Below are 17,453 nucleotides of genomic sequence, written 5' to 3' on the forward strand. Positions count from 1 at the left end.
CCGCACCGCACGACACGACCCGCCATGAAGAAAAGCTGGTGGCGCAAGGCCCCCGAGGCCGCCGCGAACGACGAACGCCCCGCGCTCGAGGCCGGCGGCGCCGAGCGCGCGCTGCGCCGCCTCGAATGGACCGTGATCCGCCGGCTCGACGGCCTGCTGCAGGGCGACTACCGCACGCTGATGCGCGGCACCGGCCTCGACCTGGCCGACCTGCGCGAATACCAGTTGCACGACGACGTGCGCCACATCGACTGGAACGTCACTGCGCGGCTGCAGACGCCGCACGTGCGCGTCTTCACCGAAGACCGCGAGATGTCGGCCTGGTTCGTGCTCGACCTGAGCCGCTCGGTCGACTTCGGCTCGGGCCTGAAGGCCAAGCGCGAGATCTCGGCCGGCTTCGTCGGCGTGCTGGCACGGCTGCTCACGCGCCACGGCAACCGCGTCGGCGCGCTGGTCTACGGCCATGATCTCGAAGCCGTGATCCCGCCGCGCAGCGGCCGGCGCCATGTGCTGCACCTGCTGCATGCGATGGAGCGCCGCGCCGGCCAGGCCGACAAGGCGCCGCCGCAGAAGGGCATGACCCGGCTCGACGACCTGCTGAAGTCGGCCGCCACCCTGATGCCGCGCCGCTCGACCGTGTTCGTGGTGTCCGACTTCCTCAGCGAGCCCGGCTGGGAGAAGCCGCTGGGCCAGCTGGTGCAGCGCCACGAGGTGGTGGCCGTGCGCCTGTTCGACCCGCTCGAGCTCGACATGCCCGACCTGGGCCTGGTGCCGCTGCGCGATGCCGAGACCGGCGAGCAGCTCTGGGTCGACACCCACGATGCGGGTTTCCGCCGCCGCTTCGCGCGCATCGCCCGCGAACGCGAGGATGCGCTGCGCGGCGCGCTGGCCCGTGCCGGCGTCGACACGCTGGAGCTGTCGACCGCCGACGACCTGGTCGAGGCGATCGTGCGTTTCGCCGACATGCGCAAGCGGCGCGTGCGCACTTCGGGTGCCTCGCGTCCTGTAAAGGCGGTGGCTGCATGACGACCATCGGGTATATCGAGTTGACGTTGGCGACGACGAGCGCGAGGATTTCGCCGTGACCTTCCTCTGGCCCCAATTCCTCTGGCTGCTGCTGGCGCTCCCGCTGCTGGTGCTGCTCTACCTCTGGCTGCTGCGCCGCAAGAAGAAGCTCGCGGTGCGCTACGCCAGCCTGTCGATCGTGCGCGAGGCGATGGGCACCGGCCAGAGCATCCGGCGCCATGTGCCGCCCTTCCTGTTCCTGCTCGCGCTGGCAGCGATGCTGGTGGCGGCCGCGCGGCCGATGGCGGTGGTGATGCTGCCGTCGAACCAGCAGACCATCATCCTCGCGATGGACGTCTCGGGCAGCATGCGCGCCGCCGACGTGCAGCCCAACCGGCTGGTGGCGGCGCAGGATGCCGCCAAGAGCTTCATCAAGGACCTGCCGCGCAACGTGAAGGTCGGCATCGTCGCCTTCGCGGGCAGCGCGCAGGTGGCGCAGCTGCCCACCACCAACCATGACGACCTCGTGACCGCGATCGACAGCTTCCAGCTGCAGCGCGCCACGGCCACCGGCAATGCCATCGTGGTGTCGCTCGCCACCCTGTTCCCCGAGGCCGGCATCGACGTCTCGCAGTTCAGCGCGCCGAGCCGCCAGCGCGGCGTGGCCATCGACCAGGCCGACAAGCCGGCCAAGGAATTCACGCCGGTCGCGCCGGGCTCCTTCACCTCGGCCGCGATCATCATGCTGACCGACGGCCAGCGCACCACCGGCGTCGATCCGCTCGACGCGGCCAAGGCCGCGGCCGACCGCGGCGTGCGCATCTACACCGTGGGCATCGGCACGGTCGACGGCGAGACCATCGGCTTCGAGGGCTGGTCGATGCGCGTGCGGCTCGACGAGGAAACCCTCAAGGCCGTCGCCAGCAAGACCCAGGCCGACTACTTCTATGCCGGCACCGCCGCCGACCTCAAGAAGGTCTACGAGACGCTGAGCTCGCGGCTCACGGTCGAGAAGAAGGAAACCGAGATCTCGGCGCTGTTCGCGCTCGGCGCCGCGGTGCTCACGCTGCTGTCGGCCGGGCTCTCGCTGCTCTGGTTCAACCGGATTCTTTGAAGCGGCCGCCGGGCGGCGCCCTTCAGGCGGCCGGCTTCGGCTTCTTCTTCGCGTGCGCCGGCGGCGCCTTCACGGCACCGATGCCGCCGAGGAACAGGTCGGCCACCACCGGCGCGATCGAGGCATGGTCGAGCTGGCCGCCAGGCTTCATCCAGGTGAACATCCAGTTGATCATGCCGAACAGCAGCATGGTCAGCGGCTTGGCCAGGTCGTCGCTCGGCGTGCCCGGGCGCAGCGCGGCCACCGCGCGCGCGAAGCCCGCGACCACCTCGCGCTCCTTGTCGAGCACGCGCTCGCGGTCTTCTTCCTCGAGGAAGCGCACGTCGTCGGTCAGCACCCGGTGCGCGTCCTGCGCGCCCGCGTACTCCTCGACGATGCGGTAGATGAAGCGCCGCAGCCGCTCCTCGTCGGTCTGCGTCGAGGCCTCCTCCTCGGCCACCAGCGCCGCCAGCTTGGAGACGTGCGTCTCGGCGATGCTGATCAGCAGGCTGCGCTTGTCCTTGTAGTAGTGGTAGAGCGTGGCCTTCGAGAGATTGCAGGCCTCGGCCACCTGGTTCATCGAGGTGGCCGGGTAGCCCTGGCGCGCGAACAGCCGCGCGGCCCGCTCGAGGATGAGCTCGCGCTGGTCGTCGTAGCTGGCGGATCTTCCTCTGGGCATCGGTGTTCTTTCTGTTCTGGCGTTGAGAGGGTGTGACGGGCAGCGCGCGATCCTAGCTGCGCCTGGTCGCGATCAGCGGCTTGACGTCGATCGAAGGCAGCCGCGGCCGCCCGGCCTCGACCTGTGCCAGCGGCTCGACCTCGCGCATCGTCGCGAGGCTGCGCACCGCGAGCGCCTGGTAGACCTGCGTGCCCTCGAGCTTCCACGCGATCTCGGCCTCGCTCAGTTCTCTTTTCACGCGCGCGGGCATGCCCGCCACCAGCGTGCGCGGCGGCACCTTCATGCCGGCCGGCACGAAGGCGCTGGCGGCCACGATGGCTTTCTCGCCGATCTCGGCCTCGTCCATCACCACGGCGTTCATGCCCACCATGGCGTCGCGCCGCACCACGCAGCTGTGCAGGATCGCGCCGTGGCCGATGTGGCCGTTGACCTCGATCACCGTGTCGTTGTCGGGAAAGCCGTGCACGCAGCAGTTGTCCTGCAGGTTCGAGCCCTCCTCGAGCACGATGCGGCCGAAATCGCCGCGCAGGCTGGCGCAGGGGCCGACATAGCAGTTCGGGCCCACGATCACGTCGCCGATCAGCACGGCGGACGGATGCACGTAGGCGGTGGGGTCGACGACGGGGATCACGCCGTCGATGGCGTAGCTGGGCATGGGTGCGGTCTCCTGTGGGGTGCCGGTCCTTCGTCTCGCAATTCAGGGTTTTCCCTGAATGCTTTGGACTTGTGCCGGATTCGTTCGCGATCCTAAAATCTACCGAACGGTCGGTCAATAGTAATTGACCCGAAGTCATCCCCCACACAGATGAGAGACAAGCCCATGTCGGAACCCCTGGTCCTCGTCGGCAATGCCGGCGCCGTCCGCACACTGAGCCTCAACCGCCCCGCGGCGCTCAACAGCTTCACGAGCGAACTGCACGCCGAACTGCTGGCGGCGCTCGAAGCGGCCGCGGCCGATGCCGAAGTGCGCTGCGTGGTGCTGACCGGCGCCGGCCGCGCCTTCTGCGCCGGCCAGGACCTCGCCGACCCGATGGTCGCGCCCGACACCAGCCCCGGCGCCGCCCCCAAGGACCTGGGCCATGTCATCGAGAAGCTCTACGGCCCGCTGGTCCAGCGCATCCGCAGCATGCCCGTGCCCGTGGTCGCCGCGGTCAACGGCGTGGCCGCCGGCGCCGGCGCCAACCTCGCGCTGTGCTGCGACCTCGTGCTCGCCGCGCGCTCGGCCAGCTTCATCCAGGCCTTCACCAAGATCGGCCTGGTGCCCGACACCGGCGGCACCTGGCTGCTGCCGCGGCTCGTGGGCCCGGCGCGCGCGCTGGGCATCGCGATGCTCGGCGACAAGCTGCCGGCCGAGGAAGCCGCGCGCATCGGCCTGATCTGGCAGACGGTGGACGACGCCGCGCTGGCCGACGCCGCCGCCGCGCTCGCGGGCCGGCTCGCCGCCATGCCCTCGCGCGCGCTGGTCGCCACGCGCGCCGCGATGAACGCCGCGCAGACCATGGACCTCGACACCGCACTGGCCGAGGAGGCCCGCCTGCAGCGCGAGCTCGGCGCCGCCAATGACTACCGCGAAGGTGTCGAGGCCTTCCGCGCCAAGCGCGCCCCCGTCTTCAAGGACCGCTGAGCCATGAGCACCGAACGCACCCCGCAACAGACCGCCGAATACGTGCGCGACGGCATGTTCGCCAACGACAACGCCTCCAAGGGCCTGGGCATGCGCATCGTGGAGGTCGGCCCCGGCCAGGCCACGATCGAGATGCGCGTGCGCCCCGACATGCTCAACGGCCATGCGATCTGCCACGGCGGCTTCATGGCCACGCTGGCCGATTCCACCTTCGCCTTCGCCTGCAACTCGTACAACGAGCTGACCGTGGCCTCGGGCTTCGCGATCGACTTCATCGCCCCGGCGCGCGAAGGCGACCTGCTGACCGCGCGCTGCTTCGAGGTCTCGAAGGCCGGCCGCACCGGCGTCTACGACACCGAGATCACCAACCAGCGCGGCGAGCGCGTCGCGATCTTCCGCGGCCGCTCCTACACCGCCAAGGGCCGCCCCGCCGTCGCGGCCTGAACCGAACGCAAAAGAACCGAGGACCCCGTCATGCCAGCACCCCGCCCCGCCCCCGGCGATCTCGAACCGATCGAGACCGCGAGCCGCGACGAGATCACCGCGCTGCAGGTGCAGCGCCTGCGCGACACGCTGCAGCGCGCCTACGACAACGTGCCGCACTACCGTCAGGCCTTCGACGCCAAGGGCGTGCAGCCGGGCGACCTCAAGACCCTCGCCGACCTCGCGAAATTCCCGTTCACGGTCAAGAGCGACCTGCGCGACAACTACCCCTTCGGCATGTTCGCGGTGCCGCGCCAGCAGGTCGCGCGCATCCATGCCTCCTCGGGCACCACCGGCAAGCCGACCGTGGTGGGCTACACGAAGAAGGACATCGACACCTGGGCCGACCTGGTCGCGCGCTCGATCCGCGCCGCGGGCGGCCGCGCCGGCGACCTGATCCACATCGCCTACGGCTACGGCCTGTTCACCGGCGGCCTGGGCGCGCACTACGGCGCCGAGCGCGCGGGCTGCACCGTGGTCCCGATGTCGGGCGGCCAGACCGAGAAGCAGGTGCAGCTGATCCAGGACTTCCGGCCCGACATCATCATGGTCACGCCGAGCTACATGCAGGTGATCATCGAGCAGTTCGAGCGCCTGGGCCTGGACGCCAGGGACAGCTCGCTGCGCATCGGCATCTTCGGCGCCGAGCCCTGGACCGAGGCCATGCGCCGCGACATCGAGGCCAAGGCCGGCATCGACGCGGTCGACATCTACGGCCTGAGCGAAGTCATGGGCCCGGGCGTGGCCAGCGAATGCGTGGAGAGCAAGGACGGCCCGGTGATCTGGGAGGACCACTTCTATCCTGAGATCATCGATCCCGAGACCGGCGAACTGAAGGCCGACGGCGAGGAAGGCGAGCTGGTCTTCACCTCGCTGAGCAAGGAGGCGATGCCGATCATCCGCTACCGCACGCGCGACCTCACGCGCCTGTTGCCGCCCACCTCGCGCGCCTTCCGCCGCATGGGCAAGATCGTCGGGCGCAGCGACGACATGATGATCATCCGCGGCGTGAACGTGTTCCCCACCCAGGTGGAGGAGATCGTGCTCGCGCACGGCGCCCTCACCGGCCTCTACCAGGTGCACGTGAGCCGCGAAGGCCTGCTCGACCAGGTCGAGGTGCACTGCGAACTCGCGCCGAACGAAGCCGCCGCGGCCGACCGCGCGGCCATCGCCGGCTGGGTGCAGCACCGCGTGAAGACGCTGGTCGGCATCTCCACCCGCGTGGTGGTGCATGCACCGAACGAGATGGAACGCACGCAGACCGGCAAGGCTCGGCGCGTCGTCGACAACCGCCCGCGCTGAGGCGCCGCCGCTTTCCCCCGAACCGCCACCGATGACACTGAATTTCCGATCGATCGCCCTCGCCTGCGCCCTGGTGGCGCTGGCCGGCTGCGCCGCCAACTCCACCGCCCCGGCCACCGGCGCGGCCATGCCCCCGGCCGGCAAGGTCACGATCAAGCGCGACGACTACGGCGTGCCGCACGTCTATGCCAACGACGTGCGCGGCCTGTTCCACGGCTTCGGCTACGCCGTCGCGGAAGACCGCCTGTTCCAGATGGAGATGGCGCGCCGCGCCGTGCTGGGCACCGTCGCCGAAGTGATGGGCCCGGCCTATGTCGCGCTCGACAAGGGCAGCCGCGCCAGCTTCGACCCCGCCTCGATCCGCGCGCAGATGGCGCGCCTGTCGAGCGAGGACAAGGCCATCTTTGAAGGCTATGCCGCCGGCTTCAATGCGCGCGTGAACGAAGTGCTGGCCGCGCCGGCCACCCTGCTGCCCAAGCAGTTCGCCGATGCGGGCTTCCGCCCGAAGGCCGACTGGACCGGCTACGACGTGGCGATGATCTGGGTCGGCACCATGGCCAACCGCTACTCCAACGTGAGCAGCGAACTGGCCAACCTGCGCCTGCTCGAGCAGCTGCGCAAGGCGCGCGGCGACGAGGCCGGCCGCCAGCTGTTCGACCAGATCCGCTGGGTGGAAGACCCGCTCGCGCCCACCACCGTGCCGCGTCCCAAGGCCGTGGCGCAGGGCGCCGCCGACGATGCGCACGCCGCCCATCGCGCGGCGCTGGCGCCGGTCTCGCCCGAGCTGCTGGTCGCGCGCAACGAGATCGATGCCGCGCGGCGCGGCGTGGCCGAGCCCTGGACCCGCCCGATCGCCAGCAACCTCTGGATCGCCGGCCCGAACAAGACCACCGACGGCAGCACCGTCTTCATCAACGGTCCGCAGTTCAACTGGTTCAATCCCTCGTACGTGTTCGGCATCGGCCTGCACGGCGCCGGCTTCGACGTGACCGGCAACACGCCGTTCGCGCATCCCGTGGTGCTGTTCGGCACCAACGGCAAGATCGCCTGGGGCGCCACCGCCGGCCCGCTCGACGTGAACGACATGTACCAGGAGAAGCTGGACCCGGCCAACCCCCACCAGTACCGCTTCAACGGCGCGATGCGCGCCATGAGCAAGCGCACCGAACTCATCAAGGTCAAGGGCCAGCCCGACCAGAGCCTGGACGTCTACGCCACCGTGCACGGCACCGTGACCAACTTCGACCTGCCCAACGGCACCGCGTATTCGATGAAGCGCAGCTGGGACGGCTACGAACTCGAGTCGCTGCTGGGCTGGATCCACGCGATGCGCGCGCAGAACTGGGAACAGTGGCTGGCGCAGGCCTCGCGCGTGGCCATCACCATCAACTGGTACTACGCCGACACCGCCGGCAACATCGGCTACGTCTCGCCGGGCCGGCTGCCGATCCGCCCGGCCACGCAGGACATCCGCCTGCCCGCCGTGGGCGACGGCTCGATGGAATGGCTCGGCATCCGCCCGTTCGGCGAGGACCCGAAGACCTTCAATCCGGCGCAGGGCTACGTCGCCAACTGGAACAACCAGTCGGCACCGGGCGCGGTCAGCGACGGCGGCAACTACTCGGTGGTCGACCGGGTGCGCGAGTTCACGGCGCGGCTCGAGGCCAAGCCCCGGCTCACGCCCGACGAACTCTGGGCGCTCAACCGCACCACCGCCTACGCCGACACCAACGCGCGCTACCTCGTGCCCTTCGCCCTCGAGGCGACGCGCGGCCTGCCGGCCGCCGACCCGGCGCGCCGCGCGGCCCAGGTGCTGGCGGACTGGAACATGCTCAACGAGGACCCGGCCGAGCGCGGCGTCTACGACAGCCCGGCCACCACGCTCATGACGGCCTGGCTGCCGATCCTCTACCGCAAGGTGCTGGCCGACGACCTGCCGCCCGAGGTGTTCGCGGCCTATGCGGGCACCGGCTATGCCGGCGACACGCAGGTGGCCAGCATCCGCCCGGGCAACGGCCTGAAGCTGGTCTACAACGCGCTGCTCGGCCCCAAGGCCGGCGTGCCGCAGCGCTACGACTTCTTCAACGGCGAGGACAAGAACGCCGTGCTGCGCGCCACGCTCGCGCAGGCCGTGGCCGAGCTCGACAAGCGCTTCGGCAGCGACACCGCCAAGTGGCGCACGCCGGTGACGAAGCATGTGTTCCTCACCAGCAACTTCATCGGCGCGCCACAGGCCGGGGCCGACGAGCAGCTGACCCTGCCGAGCTACATGAACCGCGGCACGCAGAACGACAAGGTGGTGCTCGGCGCCAAGGGCGTCGTGCTGTGCACCGCCGCCCCGCCGGGCCAGAGCGGCTTCGTCGGGCCCGACGGCCGCAAGTCGCCCCACTACGCCGACCAGATGGCGCTGTTCAAGGATTTCGGCTGCAAGAGCGAGGCCCTGACGCCGGCCGACGTGGACCGCCGCGGGGGGCCCACGAAGCAGCTGAGCTACTGACAACCGATCGACGACCTCTTCACCTCTCAAGGAGAACCGCGATGTACACACAAGCCATGGACACCATGGGCAAGGACGCCGGCGACGGCAAGAAGGCCCTGCGCTCGGCCGACGAGTTGCGGCTCGAGGAACGCTTCGACGCGCGCATCGACGCCGGCGACTTCATCGAGGCCAAGGACTGGATGCCCGATCACTACCGCAAGACGCTGGTGCGCCAGATCAGCCAGCACGCGCACTCGGAGATCGTCGGCATGCTGCCCGAGGGCAACTGGATCAGCCGCGCGCCCACGCTCAAGCGCAAGGCGATCCTGCTGGCCAAGGTGCAGGACGAGGGCGGCCACGGCCTCTACCTCTATGCCGCGGCCGAGACGCTGGGCACCTCGCGCGACCAGATGTTCGACGCGCTGCACACCGGCAAGGCCAAGTACAGCTCGATCTTCAACTACCCCACGCTGACCTGGGCCGACATGGGCACCATCGGCTGGCTGGTCGATGGCGCGGCCATCATGAACCAGGTGCCGATCTGCCGCTGCTCCTACGCGCCCTATGCGCGCGCCATGATCCGCATCTGCCGCGAGGAGAGCTTCCACCAGCGCCAGGGCTACGAGGCGCTGTTGACCATGATGACCCACGGCACCGACGCGCAGAAGGCGATGGTGCAGGACGCGGTCAACCGCTGGTGGTGGCCCTCGATCATGATGTTCGGCCCGCCCGACGACCAGTCGCCCAACTCGGCGCAGTCGATGCGCTGGGGCATCAAGCGCTTCAGCAACGACGAGCTGCGCCAGAAGTTCATCGACGCCACCGTCGAGCAGGCGGCCATCCTCGGCGTGACCCTGCCCGACCCCGACCTCAAGTGGAACGAGGAACGCCAGGCGCACGACTTCGGCACCATCGACTGGAGCGAGTTCTGGCGCGTGATCGGCGGCGACGGCCCCTGCAACCGCGAACGCCTGCAGGCCCGTGTCGACGCCTGGGAAGACGGCGCCTGGGTGCGCGAAGCCGCACTCGCCCATGCCAACAAGCAACCGATGAAGGAGGCGGCATGACCGTCGAACAGAAACAAGAATGGCCCCTGTGGGAAGTGTTCGTGCGCAGCAAGGCCGGCCTGGACCACAAGCACTGCGGCAGCCTGCATGCCGCCGACTCGAAGATGGCGATCCAGATGGCGCGCGACGTCTACACGCGGCGCCAGGAAGGCTGCAGCATCTGGGTGGTGCGCTCCGAGCAGATCGTCGCGAGCGATCCGGGCGACAAGGACATGTACTTCGATCCCGCCGAGGACAAGGTCTACCGCCACCCGACCTTCTACGCGCTGCCCAAGTCCGTCGACCACATGTGAGCGGCCGGCCATGCAAGCATCGATCGAACTGAACCGCACGCCCGCCGTGCAGTACCTGCTGCGCATCGGCGACACCTGCCTGGTGCTGGCCCAGCGCCTGGGCGAATGGTGCGGCCATGCGCCCGTGCTCGAGGAGGACATCGCGATGGCCAACATCGCGCTCGACCTCGTGGGCCAGGCGCGCGCGCTGCTCACCCACGCCGGCAAGCTCGAAGGCGCCGGCCGCGAGCACGACGAGGACCAGCTCGCCTACCTGCGCGAGGAGCGCGACTACTTCAACCTCACACTGGTCGAGCTGCCGCGCGGCGACTTCGCCTTCTCGGTGGTGCGCAACACCATGATCGCCACCCTGCTCAAGCTGTTGTGGGAACGGCTGGCGAGCTCGAGCGACGAGGAAGTGGCCGCCATCGCCGGCAAGGCGCTCAAGGAAGCGCGCTACCACCAGCAGCATTCGGCCGACTGGGTGGTGCGCCTGGGCGACGGCACCGAGGAATCGCGCCGCCGCACCGAGGCCGCGCTCAAGCAGGCCTGGCTCTACATGCCCGAGCTGTTCGAGGCCGACGCCGTCGACCGCGAGGCCAGCGCCAGCGGCCTGGGCCCGGCCTGGAACGAACTGCGCGAACCGTGGTTCGCCGAGATGCAGCAGGTGCTCGACGCCGCCGGCCTCGCCGCGCCGGCCGAGGCCAAGTTCCGCAGCACCGGCAAGCAGGGCGTGCACAGCGAGCACATGGGCTACATCCTGGCCGAGATGCAGCACCTGCAGCGCGCCTTCCCCGGGGGCGTGTGGTGACTGCCGACACCATGGCCGCCTCGCGCGTCGACGCCGCCTGGGAGGTGCTGCGCTCGGTGCCCGACCCCGAGGTGCCGGCCGTGTCGGTCTGCGACCTCGGCATCGTGCGCGACGTGATCGAGCACGACGACGGCCTCGAGGTGGTGCTGACGCCGACCTATTCGGGCTGCCCCGCGACCGAGGCCATCGAGCACGACGTGCTGGCCGCGATCGAGCGCGCCGGCCTCGGCCCCGCGCGCGCCACCCTGCGCCGCGCGCCGGCCTGGACCAGCGACTGGATCAGCGACGAGGGCCGCGCGAAGCTCAAGGCCTACGGCATCGCCCCGCCCGCCCATCTCACGCCCGAGCAGGCCGCAGGTACCGCGGTGCCGATCCGCCTGTTCGGCCGCCTCGCCGGCGAGCGCATCGCCTGCCCGCGCTGCGCGAGCGAGCGCACCGAGCGGCTGTCGGCCTTCGGCTCCACCGCCTGCAAGGCGCTGTACCGCTGCCTCGCCTGCCGCGAACCCTTCGAACATTTCAAGCCGATCTAGGCCCCACGCCGATGAGTACCCTGTTCCACCCCCTGCGCGTGAAGGCCATCGAGCCCGACACGCCCGAGGCCGTCATCGTCTCCTTCGAGGTCCCCGAGACGCTGCGCGAAGTCTTCGGCTTCACGCAGGGCCAGTACCTGACCCTGCGCAACGAGATCGACGGCCAGGACCTGCGCCGTTCCTATTCGATCTGCGCCGGCGTCGACGACGGCGAGCTGCGCGTGGGCGTCCGCAAGGTGCGCGGCGGCCAGTTCTCCAACTGGATCAACGCCCACCTCAAGCCCGGCGACTCGATCCAGGTGATGGCGCCGCAAGGCCGCTTCTTCGTGCCGATCGAGGGCGAGTCCGCGCGCCACCACGTCGGCATCGCGGGCGGCAGCGGCATCACGCCGATCCTGTCGATCATGAAGACCGTGCTGGCGCGCGAGCCGAAGAGCCGCTTCACGCTGATCTACGGCAACCGCCAGCTCCAGTCCACGATGTTCAAGGAAGAGATCGAGGACCTGAAGAACCGCTACATGACGCGCCTGGTGCTGCAGCACGTGTTCTCCGACGAGCACACCGACTCGCCGCTGGGCTTCGGCGTGATGAACCGCGAGAAGATCGGCGAGTTCCTGCAGGGCCTGGTGCCCGCGGGCAGCATCGACCATGTCTACATCTGCGGCCCGTTCCAGATGAACGACGAGGCCGAGGCCGCGCTGCTGGCCGCGGGCGTGCCCGAGGAACGCATCCACATCGAGCGCTTCGGCGTCGCGCTGCCCTCGGCGAGCTCGACCGCGCAGGTCGGCGCCGTGGTGCACGAGGCCCAGCCCGGCGACGCCAAGCAAGCGCGCGTGACCATCGTGCGCGACGGCCTGCAGCGCGAGATCACCTACACCGAGGGCCAGCCCAGCATCCTCGACGCGGCCTCGGCGGCCGGCCTCGAGGTGCCGTTCTCGTGCACCTCGGGCGTGTGCGGCACCTGCCGCGCCAAGTGCGTGGACGGGGAAGTCCGCATGGAAAGAAACTTCGCGCTCGACAAGAATGAAGTGGCCGCGGGCTTCGTATTGACCTGCCAGGCCCATCCCCTTACCGAACGCGTCACGCTCTCGTTCGACGAGCGCTGAGATACTTCAGGCCTCAACCTTTTTTCAACCGGAGACAAGCCAACCATGAAATTCTTCAAGCCCCTGCTGATTGCCGCCCTGTGCGCCACGGCCCTGTCGGCCTGGGCCGACGTCAACGTCGGCGTGACCATCTCGGCCACCGGCCCGGCGGCTTCGCTGGGCATTCCCGAGAAGAACACGATCTCGCTGATGCCCAAGACCATCGGCGGCCAGAAGATCAACTACATCGTGCTCGACGACGCCTCCGACACCACGGCCGCCGTCAACAACACGCGCAAGCTGATCGCCGAGAACAAGGTCGACGTGATCCTGGGCTCGACCACCACGCCGGCCTCGCTCGCGATGATCGACGTGGCCGCCGAGGCGCAGACGCCGATGATCTCGGTGGCCGCCTCGGCCCGCATCATCGAGCCGATGGACGCCAAGAAGAAGTGGGTCTTCAAGACGCCGCAGAACGACATCATGATGTCGCTGGCCATCGCCGAGCACATGGCCGCCAACGGCGTGAAGAGCGTGGCCTTCATCGGCTTCTCCGACGCCTACGGCGAAGGCTGGTCGCAGGAATTCGCCAAGGCCGCCGAACTCAAGAAGATCAAGGTCGTGGCCAACGAGCGCTATGCGCGCACCGACACCTCGGTCACCGGCCAGGCGCTGAAGATCATGGCCGCCAAGCCCGACGCGGTGCTGGTCGCCGGCTCCGGCACGCCGGCCGCGCTGCCGCAGAAGACGCTCAAGGAGCGCGGCTACACCGGCAAGATGTACCAGACGCACGGCGTGGCCAACGCCGACTTCCTGCGCGTGGGCGGCAAGGACGTGGAAGGCACCTTCCTGCCCGCCGGCCCGGTGCTGGTGGCCGAGCAGCTGCCGGCCGCCAACCCGGTGAAGAAGTCCGCGCTCGCCTACGTGGCCGCCTACGAAGCCGCCTACGGCAAGGGCTCGGTCTCGACCTTCGGCGCGCACGCCTGGGACGCCGGCCTGCTCATGAGCTCGGCCGTGCCGGTCGCGCTCAAGAAGGCCCAGCCGGGCACGCCCGAGTTCCGCGCCGCGCTGCGCGACGCGCTCGAGCAGACCAAGGACGTGGCGGGCGCGCACGGCGTGTTCACCATGAGCGCCACCGACCACCTGGGCCTGGACCAGCGCGCGCGCGTGATGGTCAAGATCGAGAACGGCGCCTGGAAATACCAGCCCTGATCGCACGGGCTTGAACGACGGACACCGCGGGCCGGCGCCACCGGCCCGCGGTGTTCCTGCAAGAGGGGCACGGTTTTCTTTCGCCCCCAGGTTTTCTGAAGGAAAGTTGGTCGTATGGATTTGCAGATCGCCCTGCTGCTCGGGCAGGACGGCATCGTGAACGGCGCGGTCTACGGACTGATGGCGCTCGCGCTGGTGCTGGTGTTTTCGGTCACGCGCGTGATCTTCATCCCGCAGGGCGAGTTCGTCGCCTTCGGCGCGCTCTCGATGGCCGCGCTGCAGGGCGGCCGCGCGCCGTCCACGCTGTGGCTGCTGCTGGCGCTGGCGGTGGTCGTGCTGGCGGTCGAGGCCTGGCGCTGGAAACGCGGCGCCACGGTCGACTGGCGCTCGGCGCTCACCTGGTGCGTGGCCTTCCCCGCGGTCGCCGCCGCGCTGGTGCTGGTGCTCAAGCCCACTTCGCTGGCCGCGCAGGCGCTCACCGTGCTGGTGCTGATCGCGCCGCTGGGCCCGCTGCTCTACCGCCTCGCCTACCGCCCGCTGGCCGATGCCAGCGTGCTGATGCTCCTGATCGTCTCGGTCGCGCTGCACGGCGTGCTGGTCGGCCTGGGGCTCTTCTTCTTCGGCGCCGAGGGCTCGCGCACCAGCGCGTTCTCCGAACTGCGCCTCGACCTCGGCGGCATCCCCGTCAGCGGCCAGTCGCTGGTGGTGGTCGGCGTCACGCTGGTGCTGGTGATCGCGATGTTCTGGTTCTTCGGCCGCTCGATGATCGGCAAGGCGCTGCGCGCCACCGCCATCAACCGCGTGGGCGCGCGCCTGTCGGGCATTCCCACCGAGCTCTCGGGCGACCTGAGCTTCGCGCTGGCGGCCGTCATCGGCGCCATCTCGGGCCTGCTGATCGCGCCGATCACCACGGTCTACTACGACACCGGCTTCCTGATCGGCCTCAAGGGCTTCGTGGCCGCCATCGTCGGTGGCCTCGCGAGCTATCCGCTGGCGCTCGCGGGCGCGCTCCTGGTGGGCCTGCTCGAGGCCTTCTCCTCCTTCTGGGCCAGTGCATACAAGGAAGTGCTGGTCTTCACTTTGATCATCCCGGTGCTGTGGTGGCGTTCGCTGCGCAGCCATCACGTGGAGGACGAGGAATGAACCCGTCTTCATCGACCCCTGTGACTTCTTCTTCCGCCAACGCCGTGCCCGAGGGCCGACCGCTGGTCACGCCGCGCGTGCTCACGCTCGTCTTCATCGTCGCGCTCGCGCTGGCCTGGGGCTGGCTGCCGCCCTTCACCGTCACCGTGCTCAGCAACATCGGCCTCTACGCGCTGGTGGCGGTGGGCCTGGTGCTGCTGACCGGCGTCGGCGGCATGACCTCCTTCGGCCAGGCCGCCTTCGTCGGCATGGGTGCCTATGCCACGGCCTGGATCTGCACCTCGCCGACCGCGGCCGGCTGGCTCGGCGGCCTCGCGGGTTCCGCGCTGGTGCCCTGGCTCGGCCTGCTGCTCGGGCTGGTGCTGACCTTCGCGCTGGCGTGGGCGCTCGGCGCGGTCACGCTCAAGCTCTCGGGCCACTACCTGCCGCTGTGCACCATCGCCTGGGGCCTGAGCCTGTACTTCCTGCTCGGCAACATGGAGTTCCTCGGCGGCCAGACCGGCATCACCGGCATTCCGCCGCTGGTGGTGGCGGGCGTCTCGTTCGCCACGCCGCGCATGCTCGGCGTGGTGATCTGGGCCGTGCTGCTGCTCGCGCTGTGGGCCATGCACAACCTGCTCGACTCGCGCGAGGGCCGCGCCATCCGCGCGCTCAAGGGCGGCCGGCTGATGGCCGAGTCGATGGGCGTGGACACCGCGCGCCACCGCATCAAGCTGTTCGTGCTGGCCGCGCTGCTGGCCGCGATCTCGGGCTGGCTCTATGCCCACATGCAGCGCTTCGTGAACCCCACGCCCTTCAACCTCAACATCGGCATCGAGATGCTGTTCATGGCGGTGGTCGGTGGCGCGGGCCATCTCTGGGGCGCGGTGCTCGGCGCCACGCTGATCACGCTGCTGAAGGAAAAGCTGCAGGACATCCTGCCCGCGCTCCTGGGCACCAGCGGCAACTTCGAGGTGGTGGTGTTCGGCCTCCTGATGCTGTTCGTGCTGCAGCGCTTCGCCGACGGCCTGTGGCCCACGCTGGCGCGGCTCACGCGCCGCTGGGTGCGCGAGCTGCCGCGCGCCGCCGGCGCCGGCCCGGCCGTCTCGAGCACCGAGCAGCTCGCGCAGCGCGCGCTGCCGGCCGCGGGCAGCCTGCTGCTGCAGGCCGACGGCGTGAGCAAGCGCTTCGGCGGGCTGGTCGCCAACAACGACATCTCGATGACCCTGAAGGCCGGCGAGGTGCACGCGCTGATCGGCCCCAACGGCGCCGGCAAGAGCACCTTCTTCAACATGATCTCGGGCGTGGACGATCCCACCACCGGCGAGGTGCGGCTGGTCGGCCAGCCGATGTCGGGCAAGCCCTCGCGCGCCTTCGCCTCGCTGGGCCTGGGCCGCACCTTCCAGCACGTGCGCCTGCTCGGCCAGCGCAGCGTGATCGAGAACGTGGCGCTCGGCGCCCACCTGCGCGCCAAACGCGGCTGGGTCTCGGCGATGCTGCGACTGGACCGCGCGGAGGAAGCCGCGCTGATGGCCGAGGCACGGCGCCAGATCGAGCGCTGCGGCCTCGGCGCGCATGCCGACACGCCCGCGGCCTCGCTCTCGCTGGGCCAGCAGCGCGTGGTCGAGATCGCGCGCGCGCTCGCGGGCCAGCCCTCGGTGCTGCTGCTCGACGAGCCCGCGGCCGGCCTGCGCCACCTCGAGAAGCGCGCGCTGTCCGAGCTGCTCGGCCAGCTGCGTGCCGAAGGCCTCGGCATCCTGGTGGTGGAGCACGACATGGAGTTCGTGATGAACCTCGCCGACCGCATCACCGTGCTCGAGTTCGGCACCGTGATCGCCACCGGCTCGCCCGCCGAAGTGCAGGCCAACCCGCGCGTGCTCGAGGCCTACCTCGGCGGCGCCGACGACGAACTGCTCGAGGACGCATCGCGATGAGCCAACCCCTGCTTCAACTCGACGGCTTCTGCGTCGCCTACCGCGAGGTGGAGGCGGTGCACAGCGTGCGCCTGCACGTGAACGAAGGCGAGATCGTCACCGTGATCGGCCCGAACGGCGCCGGCAAGACCACGCTGCTGTGCGCGGCGATGGGCCTCTTGCCCTCCACCGGCAGCCTGTCGCTGCACGGCGAGCGCATCGCGCGCCCCGGCGTCGAGGCCATGGTGGCGCGCGGCGTGGCGCTGGTGCCCGAGCGGCGCGAGCTGTTCGGCGAGATGTCGGTGGAAGACAACCTGCTGCTCGGCGGCTTCTACCAGTGGCGCAAGGGCAAGCGCGACCAGCGCGCGCGCATGGACGAGATCTTCGAGATCTTCCCGCGCCTGAAGGAACGCCGGCCGCAGATGGCCTCCACGCTCTCGGGCGGCGAACGCCAGATGCTGGCCATCGGCCGCGCGCTGATGGCGCGCCCGCGCCTGCTGATGCTCGACGAGCCCTCGCTGGGCCTGGCCCCGCTGGTGGTGCGCGAGGTGCTGCGCGTGGTGGCGCAGCTGCGCAAGCACGGCGTGTCGGTGCTGCTGGTGGAGCAGAACGCGCGTGCCGCGCTGCAGGTGGCCGACCGCGCCTACGTGCTCGAGATGGGCGCCGTGGCGCTCGAGGGCCCGGCGCGCGAGCTGCTGCACGACCAGCGGATCATCGACACCTACCTGGGCATCGGCAAGAAGGACGACGCCCACTGACGAATGTCTCCCTCCCCC

Annotated in this window: 17 protein-coding genes; 15 read left to right on the top strand and 2 right to left on the bottom strand. The window is 69.9% G+C overall.

The genetic code is table 11. The features are described from left to right. Nucleotides 1-24: 24 nt before the first annotated feature. Both ACEN9J_RS13255 and ACEN9J_RS13260 read left to right on the top strand, forming a co-directional pair. Nucleotides 25-1,026, top strand: coding sequence for a DUF58 domain-containing protein (locus tag ACEN9J_RS13255; RefSeq protein ID WP_413764289.1), 1,002 nt, complete (start codon nt 25-27; stop codon nt 1,024-1,026). 55 nt (nt 1,027-1,081) lie between these two features. Further along, nucleotides 1,082-2,119, top strand: coding sequence for a VWA domain-containing protein (locus tag ACEN9J_RS13260; protein ID WP_057593746.1), 1,038 nt, complete (start codon nt 1,082-1,084; stop codon nt 2,117-2,119). A gap of 22 nt (nt 2,120-2,141) precedes the next feature. Here the strand turns inward: ACEN9J_RS13260 and ACEN9J_RS13265 are convergent, their stop codons facing one another. Together ACEN9J_RS13265 and ACEN9J_RS13270 are read right to left on the bottom strand one after the other, a co-directional pair. After that, nucleotides 2,142-2,777 (bottom strand): TetR/AcrR family transcriptional regulator, encoded by a 636-nt coding sequence (locus tag ACEN9J_RS13265; protein ID WP_057593745.1) that lies wholly within the window; start codon nt 2,775-2,777, stop codon nt 2,142-2,144. A gap of 52 nt (nt 2,778-2,829) precedes the next feature. Beyond that, the gene (locus tag ACEN9J_RS13270; protein WP_057593744.1) at nt 2,830-3,432 is read right to left on the bottom strand and encodes a phenylacetic acid degradation protein PaaY; all 603 of its coding nucleotides are present in this window, start codon (nt 3,430-3,432) and stop codon (nt 2,830-2,832) included. A gap of 165 nt (nt 3,433-3,597) precedes the next feature. Between ACEN9J_RS13270 and ACEN9J_RS13275 the strand changes: the two genes are divergently transcribed. From ACEN9J_RS13275 to ACEN9J_RS13335, 13 genes are all read left to right on the top strand, one after another. Continuing rightward, nucleotides 3,598-4,401: an enoyl-CoA hydratase-related protein gene (locus tag ACEN9J_RS13275; RefSeq protein ID WP_413764290.1), complete on the top strand. Its 804-nt coding sequence runs from the start codon at nt 3,598-3,600 to the stop codon at nt 4,399-4,401. 3 nt (nt 4,402-4,404) lie between these two features. Continuing rightward, nucleotides 4,405-4,845 carry a hydroxyphenylacetyl-CoA thioesterase PaaI gene (gene paaI, locus ACEN9J_RS13280; RefSeq protein WP_057593742.1) on the top strand — a complete coding sequence of 147 codons (441 nt, stop codon included), beginning with the start codon at nt 4,405-4,407 and terminating at the stop codon, nt 4,843-4,845. Nucleotides 4,846-4,875: 30 nt separating this feature from the next. Next, the gene (paaK, locus tag ACEN9J_RS13285) at nt 4,876-6,186 is read left to right on the top strand and encodes a phenylacetate--CoA ligase PaaK (protein ID WP_057593741.1); all 1,311 of its coding nucleotides are present in this window, start codon (nt 4,876-4,878) and stop codon (nt 6,184-6,186) included. Nucleotides 6,187-6,217: 31 nt separating this feature from the next. Continuing rightward, complete coding sequence (locus ACEN9J_RS13290) at nt 6,218-8,683, top strand: penicillin acylase family protein (RefSeq protein WP_413764291.1); 2,466 nt, start codon at nt 6,218-6,220, stop codon at nt 8,681-8,683. A 41-nt stretch (nt 8,684-8,724) separates the two neighbouring features. Beyond that, complete coding sequence (paaA, locus tag ACEN9J_RS13295) at nt 8,725-9,732, top strand: 1,2-phenylacetyl-CoA epoxidase subunit PaaA (RefSeq protein WP_057593739.1); 1,008 nt, start codon at nt 8,725-8,727, stop codon at nt 9,730-9,732. Further along, nucleotides 9,729-10,025, top strand: coding sequence for a 1,2-phenylacetyl-CoA epoxidase subunit PaaB (paaB, locus tag ACEN9J_RS13300; protein WP_057593738.1), 297 nt, complete (start codon nt 9,729-9,731; stop codon nt 10,023-10,025). Before paaA ends, paaB begins: the two co-directional genes overlap by 4 nt. A 10-nt stretch (nt 10,026-10,035) precedes the next feature. Beyond that, nucleotides 10,036-10,815 (top strand): 1,2-phenylacetyl-CoA epoxidase subunit PaaC, encoded by a 780-nt coding sequence (paaC, locus tag ACEN9J_RS13305; RefSeq protein WP_057593737.1) that lies wholly within the window; start codon nt 10,036-10,038, stop codon nt 10,813-10,815. Between the two features lie 11 nt (nt 10,816-10,826). Further along, nucleotides 10,827-11,345 (top strand): 1,2-phenylacetyl-CoA epoxidase subunit PaaD, encoded by a 519-nt coding sequence (paaD, locus tag ACEN9J_RS13310; RefSeq protein WP_057593736.1) that lies wholly within the window; start codon nt 10,827-10,829, stop codon nt 11,343-11,345. An 11-nt stretch (nt 11,346-11,356) separates the two neighbouring features. Beyond that, nucleotides 11,357-12,451, top strand: a complete 1,095-nt coding sequence (gene paaE, locus ACEN9J_RS13315; protein ID WP_057593735.1) for a 1,2-phenylacetyl-CoA epoxidase subunit PaaE — start codon at nt 11,357-11,359, stop codon at nt 12,449-12,451. 45 nt (nt 12,452-12,496) lie between these two features. Beyond that, entirely contained in the window at nt 12,497-13,642 is a 1,146-nt protein-coding gene (locus ACEN9J_RS13320; protein ID WP_261210023.1) for an ABC transporter substrate-binding protein, read from the top strand. 114 nt (nt 13,643-13,756) lie between these two features. Beyond that, a complete protein-coding gene (locus ACEN9J_RS13325; protein WP_261210021.1) occupies nt 13,757-14,785 on the top strand; it encodes a branched-chain amino acid ABC transporter permease in 1,029 nt (342 codons plus the stop codon). Continuing rightward, the gene (locus ACEN9J_RS13330) at nt 14,782-16,698 is read left to right on the top strand and encodes an ABC transporter permease subunit (RefSeq protein ID WP_413764292.1); all 1,917 of its coding nucleotides are present in this window, start codon (nt 14,782-14,784) and stop codon (nt 16,696-16,698) included. Before ACEN9J_RS13325 ends, ACEN9J_RS13330 begins: the two co-directional genes overlap by 4 nt. After that, a complete protein-coding gene (locus tag ACEN9J_RS13335; RefSeq protein WP_261210016.1) occupies nt 16,695-17,435 on the top strand; it encodes an ABC transporter ATP-binding protein in 741 nt (246 codons plus the stop codon). The genes ACEN9J_RS13330 and ACEN9J_RS13335 overlap by 4 nt, the downstream gene beginning before the upstream one ends. The last annotated feature ends 18 nt before the right edge of the window (nt 17,436-17,453 follow it).

It is taken from the genome of Variovorax sp. Varisp41 (assembly GCF_047325085.1).
GTDB lineage: Bacteria > Pseudomonadota > Gammaproteobacteria > Burkholderiales > Burkholderiaceae_C > Variovorax.

Coding starts and splice junctions, on each gene's coding strand:
- ACEN9J_RS13330 (WP_413764292.1), top strand. CDS start 14,782: ATGAACCCGTCTTCATCGACCCCTGTGACTTCTTCTTCCGCCAACGCC.
- paaD (WP_057593736.1), top strand. CDS start 10,827: ATGGCCGCCTCGCGCGTCGACGCCGCCTGGGAGGTGCTGCGCTCGGTG.
- paaK (WP_057593741.1), top strand. CDS start 4,876: ATGCCAGCACCCCGCCCCGCCCCCGGCGATCTCGAACCGATCGAGACC.
- ACEN9J_RS13290 (WP_413764291.1), top strand. CDS start 6,218: ATGACACTGAATTTCCGATCGATCGCCCTCGCCTGCGCCCTGGTGGCG.
- ACEN9J_RS13325 (WP_261210021.1), top strand. CDS start 13,757: ATGGATTTGCAGATCGCCCTGCTGCTCGGGCAGGACGGCATCGTGAAC.
- paaC (WP_057593737.1), top strand. CDS start 10,036: ATGCAAGCATCGATCGAACTGAACCGCACGCCCGCCGTGCAGTACCTG.
- ACEN9J_RS13270 (WP_057593744.1), bottom strand. CDS start 3,432: ATGCCCAGCTACGCCATCGACGGCGTGATCCCCGTCGTCGACCCCACC.
- paaA (WP_057593739.1), top strand. CDS start 8,725: ATGTACACACAAGCCATGGACACCATGGGCAAGGACGCCGGCGACGGC.
- ACEN9J_RS13265 (WP_057593745.1), bottom strand. CDS start 2,777: ATGCCCAGAGGAAGATCCGCCAGCTACGACGACCAGCGCGAGCTCATC.
- paaI (WP_057593742.1), top strand. CDS start 4,405: ATGAGCACCGAACGCACCCCGCAACAGACCGCCGAATACGTGCGCGAC.
- ACEN9J_RS13320 (WP_261210023.1), top strand. CDS start 12,497: ATGAAATTCTTCAAGCCCCTGCTGATTGCCGCCCTGTGCGCCACGGCC.
- ACEN9J_RS13275 (WP_413764290.1), top strand. CDS start 3,598: ATGTCGGAACCCCTGGTCCTCGTCGGCAATGCCGGCGCCGTCCGCACA.
- paaE (WP_057593735.1), top strand. CDS start 11,357: ATGAGTACCCTGTTCCACCCCCTGCGCGTGAAGGCCATCGAGCCCGAC.
- ACEN9J_RS13255 (WP_413764289.1), top strand. CDS start 25: ATGAAGAAAAGCTGGTGGCGCAAGGCCCCCGAGGCCGCCGCGAACGAC.
- paaB (WP_057593738.1), top strand. CDS start 9,729: ATGACCGTCGAACAGAAACAAGAATGGCCCCTGTGGGAAGTGTTCGTG.
- ACEN9J_RS13335 (WP_261210016.1), top strand. CDS start 16,695: ATGAGCCAACCCCTGCTTCAACTCGACGGCTTCTGCGTCGCCTACCGC.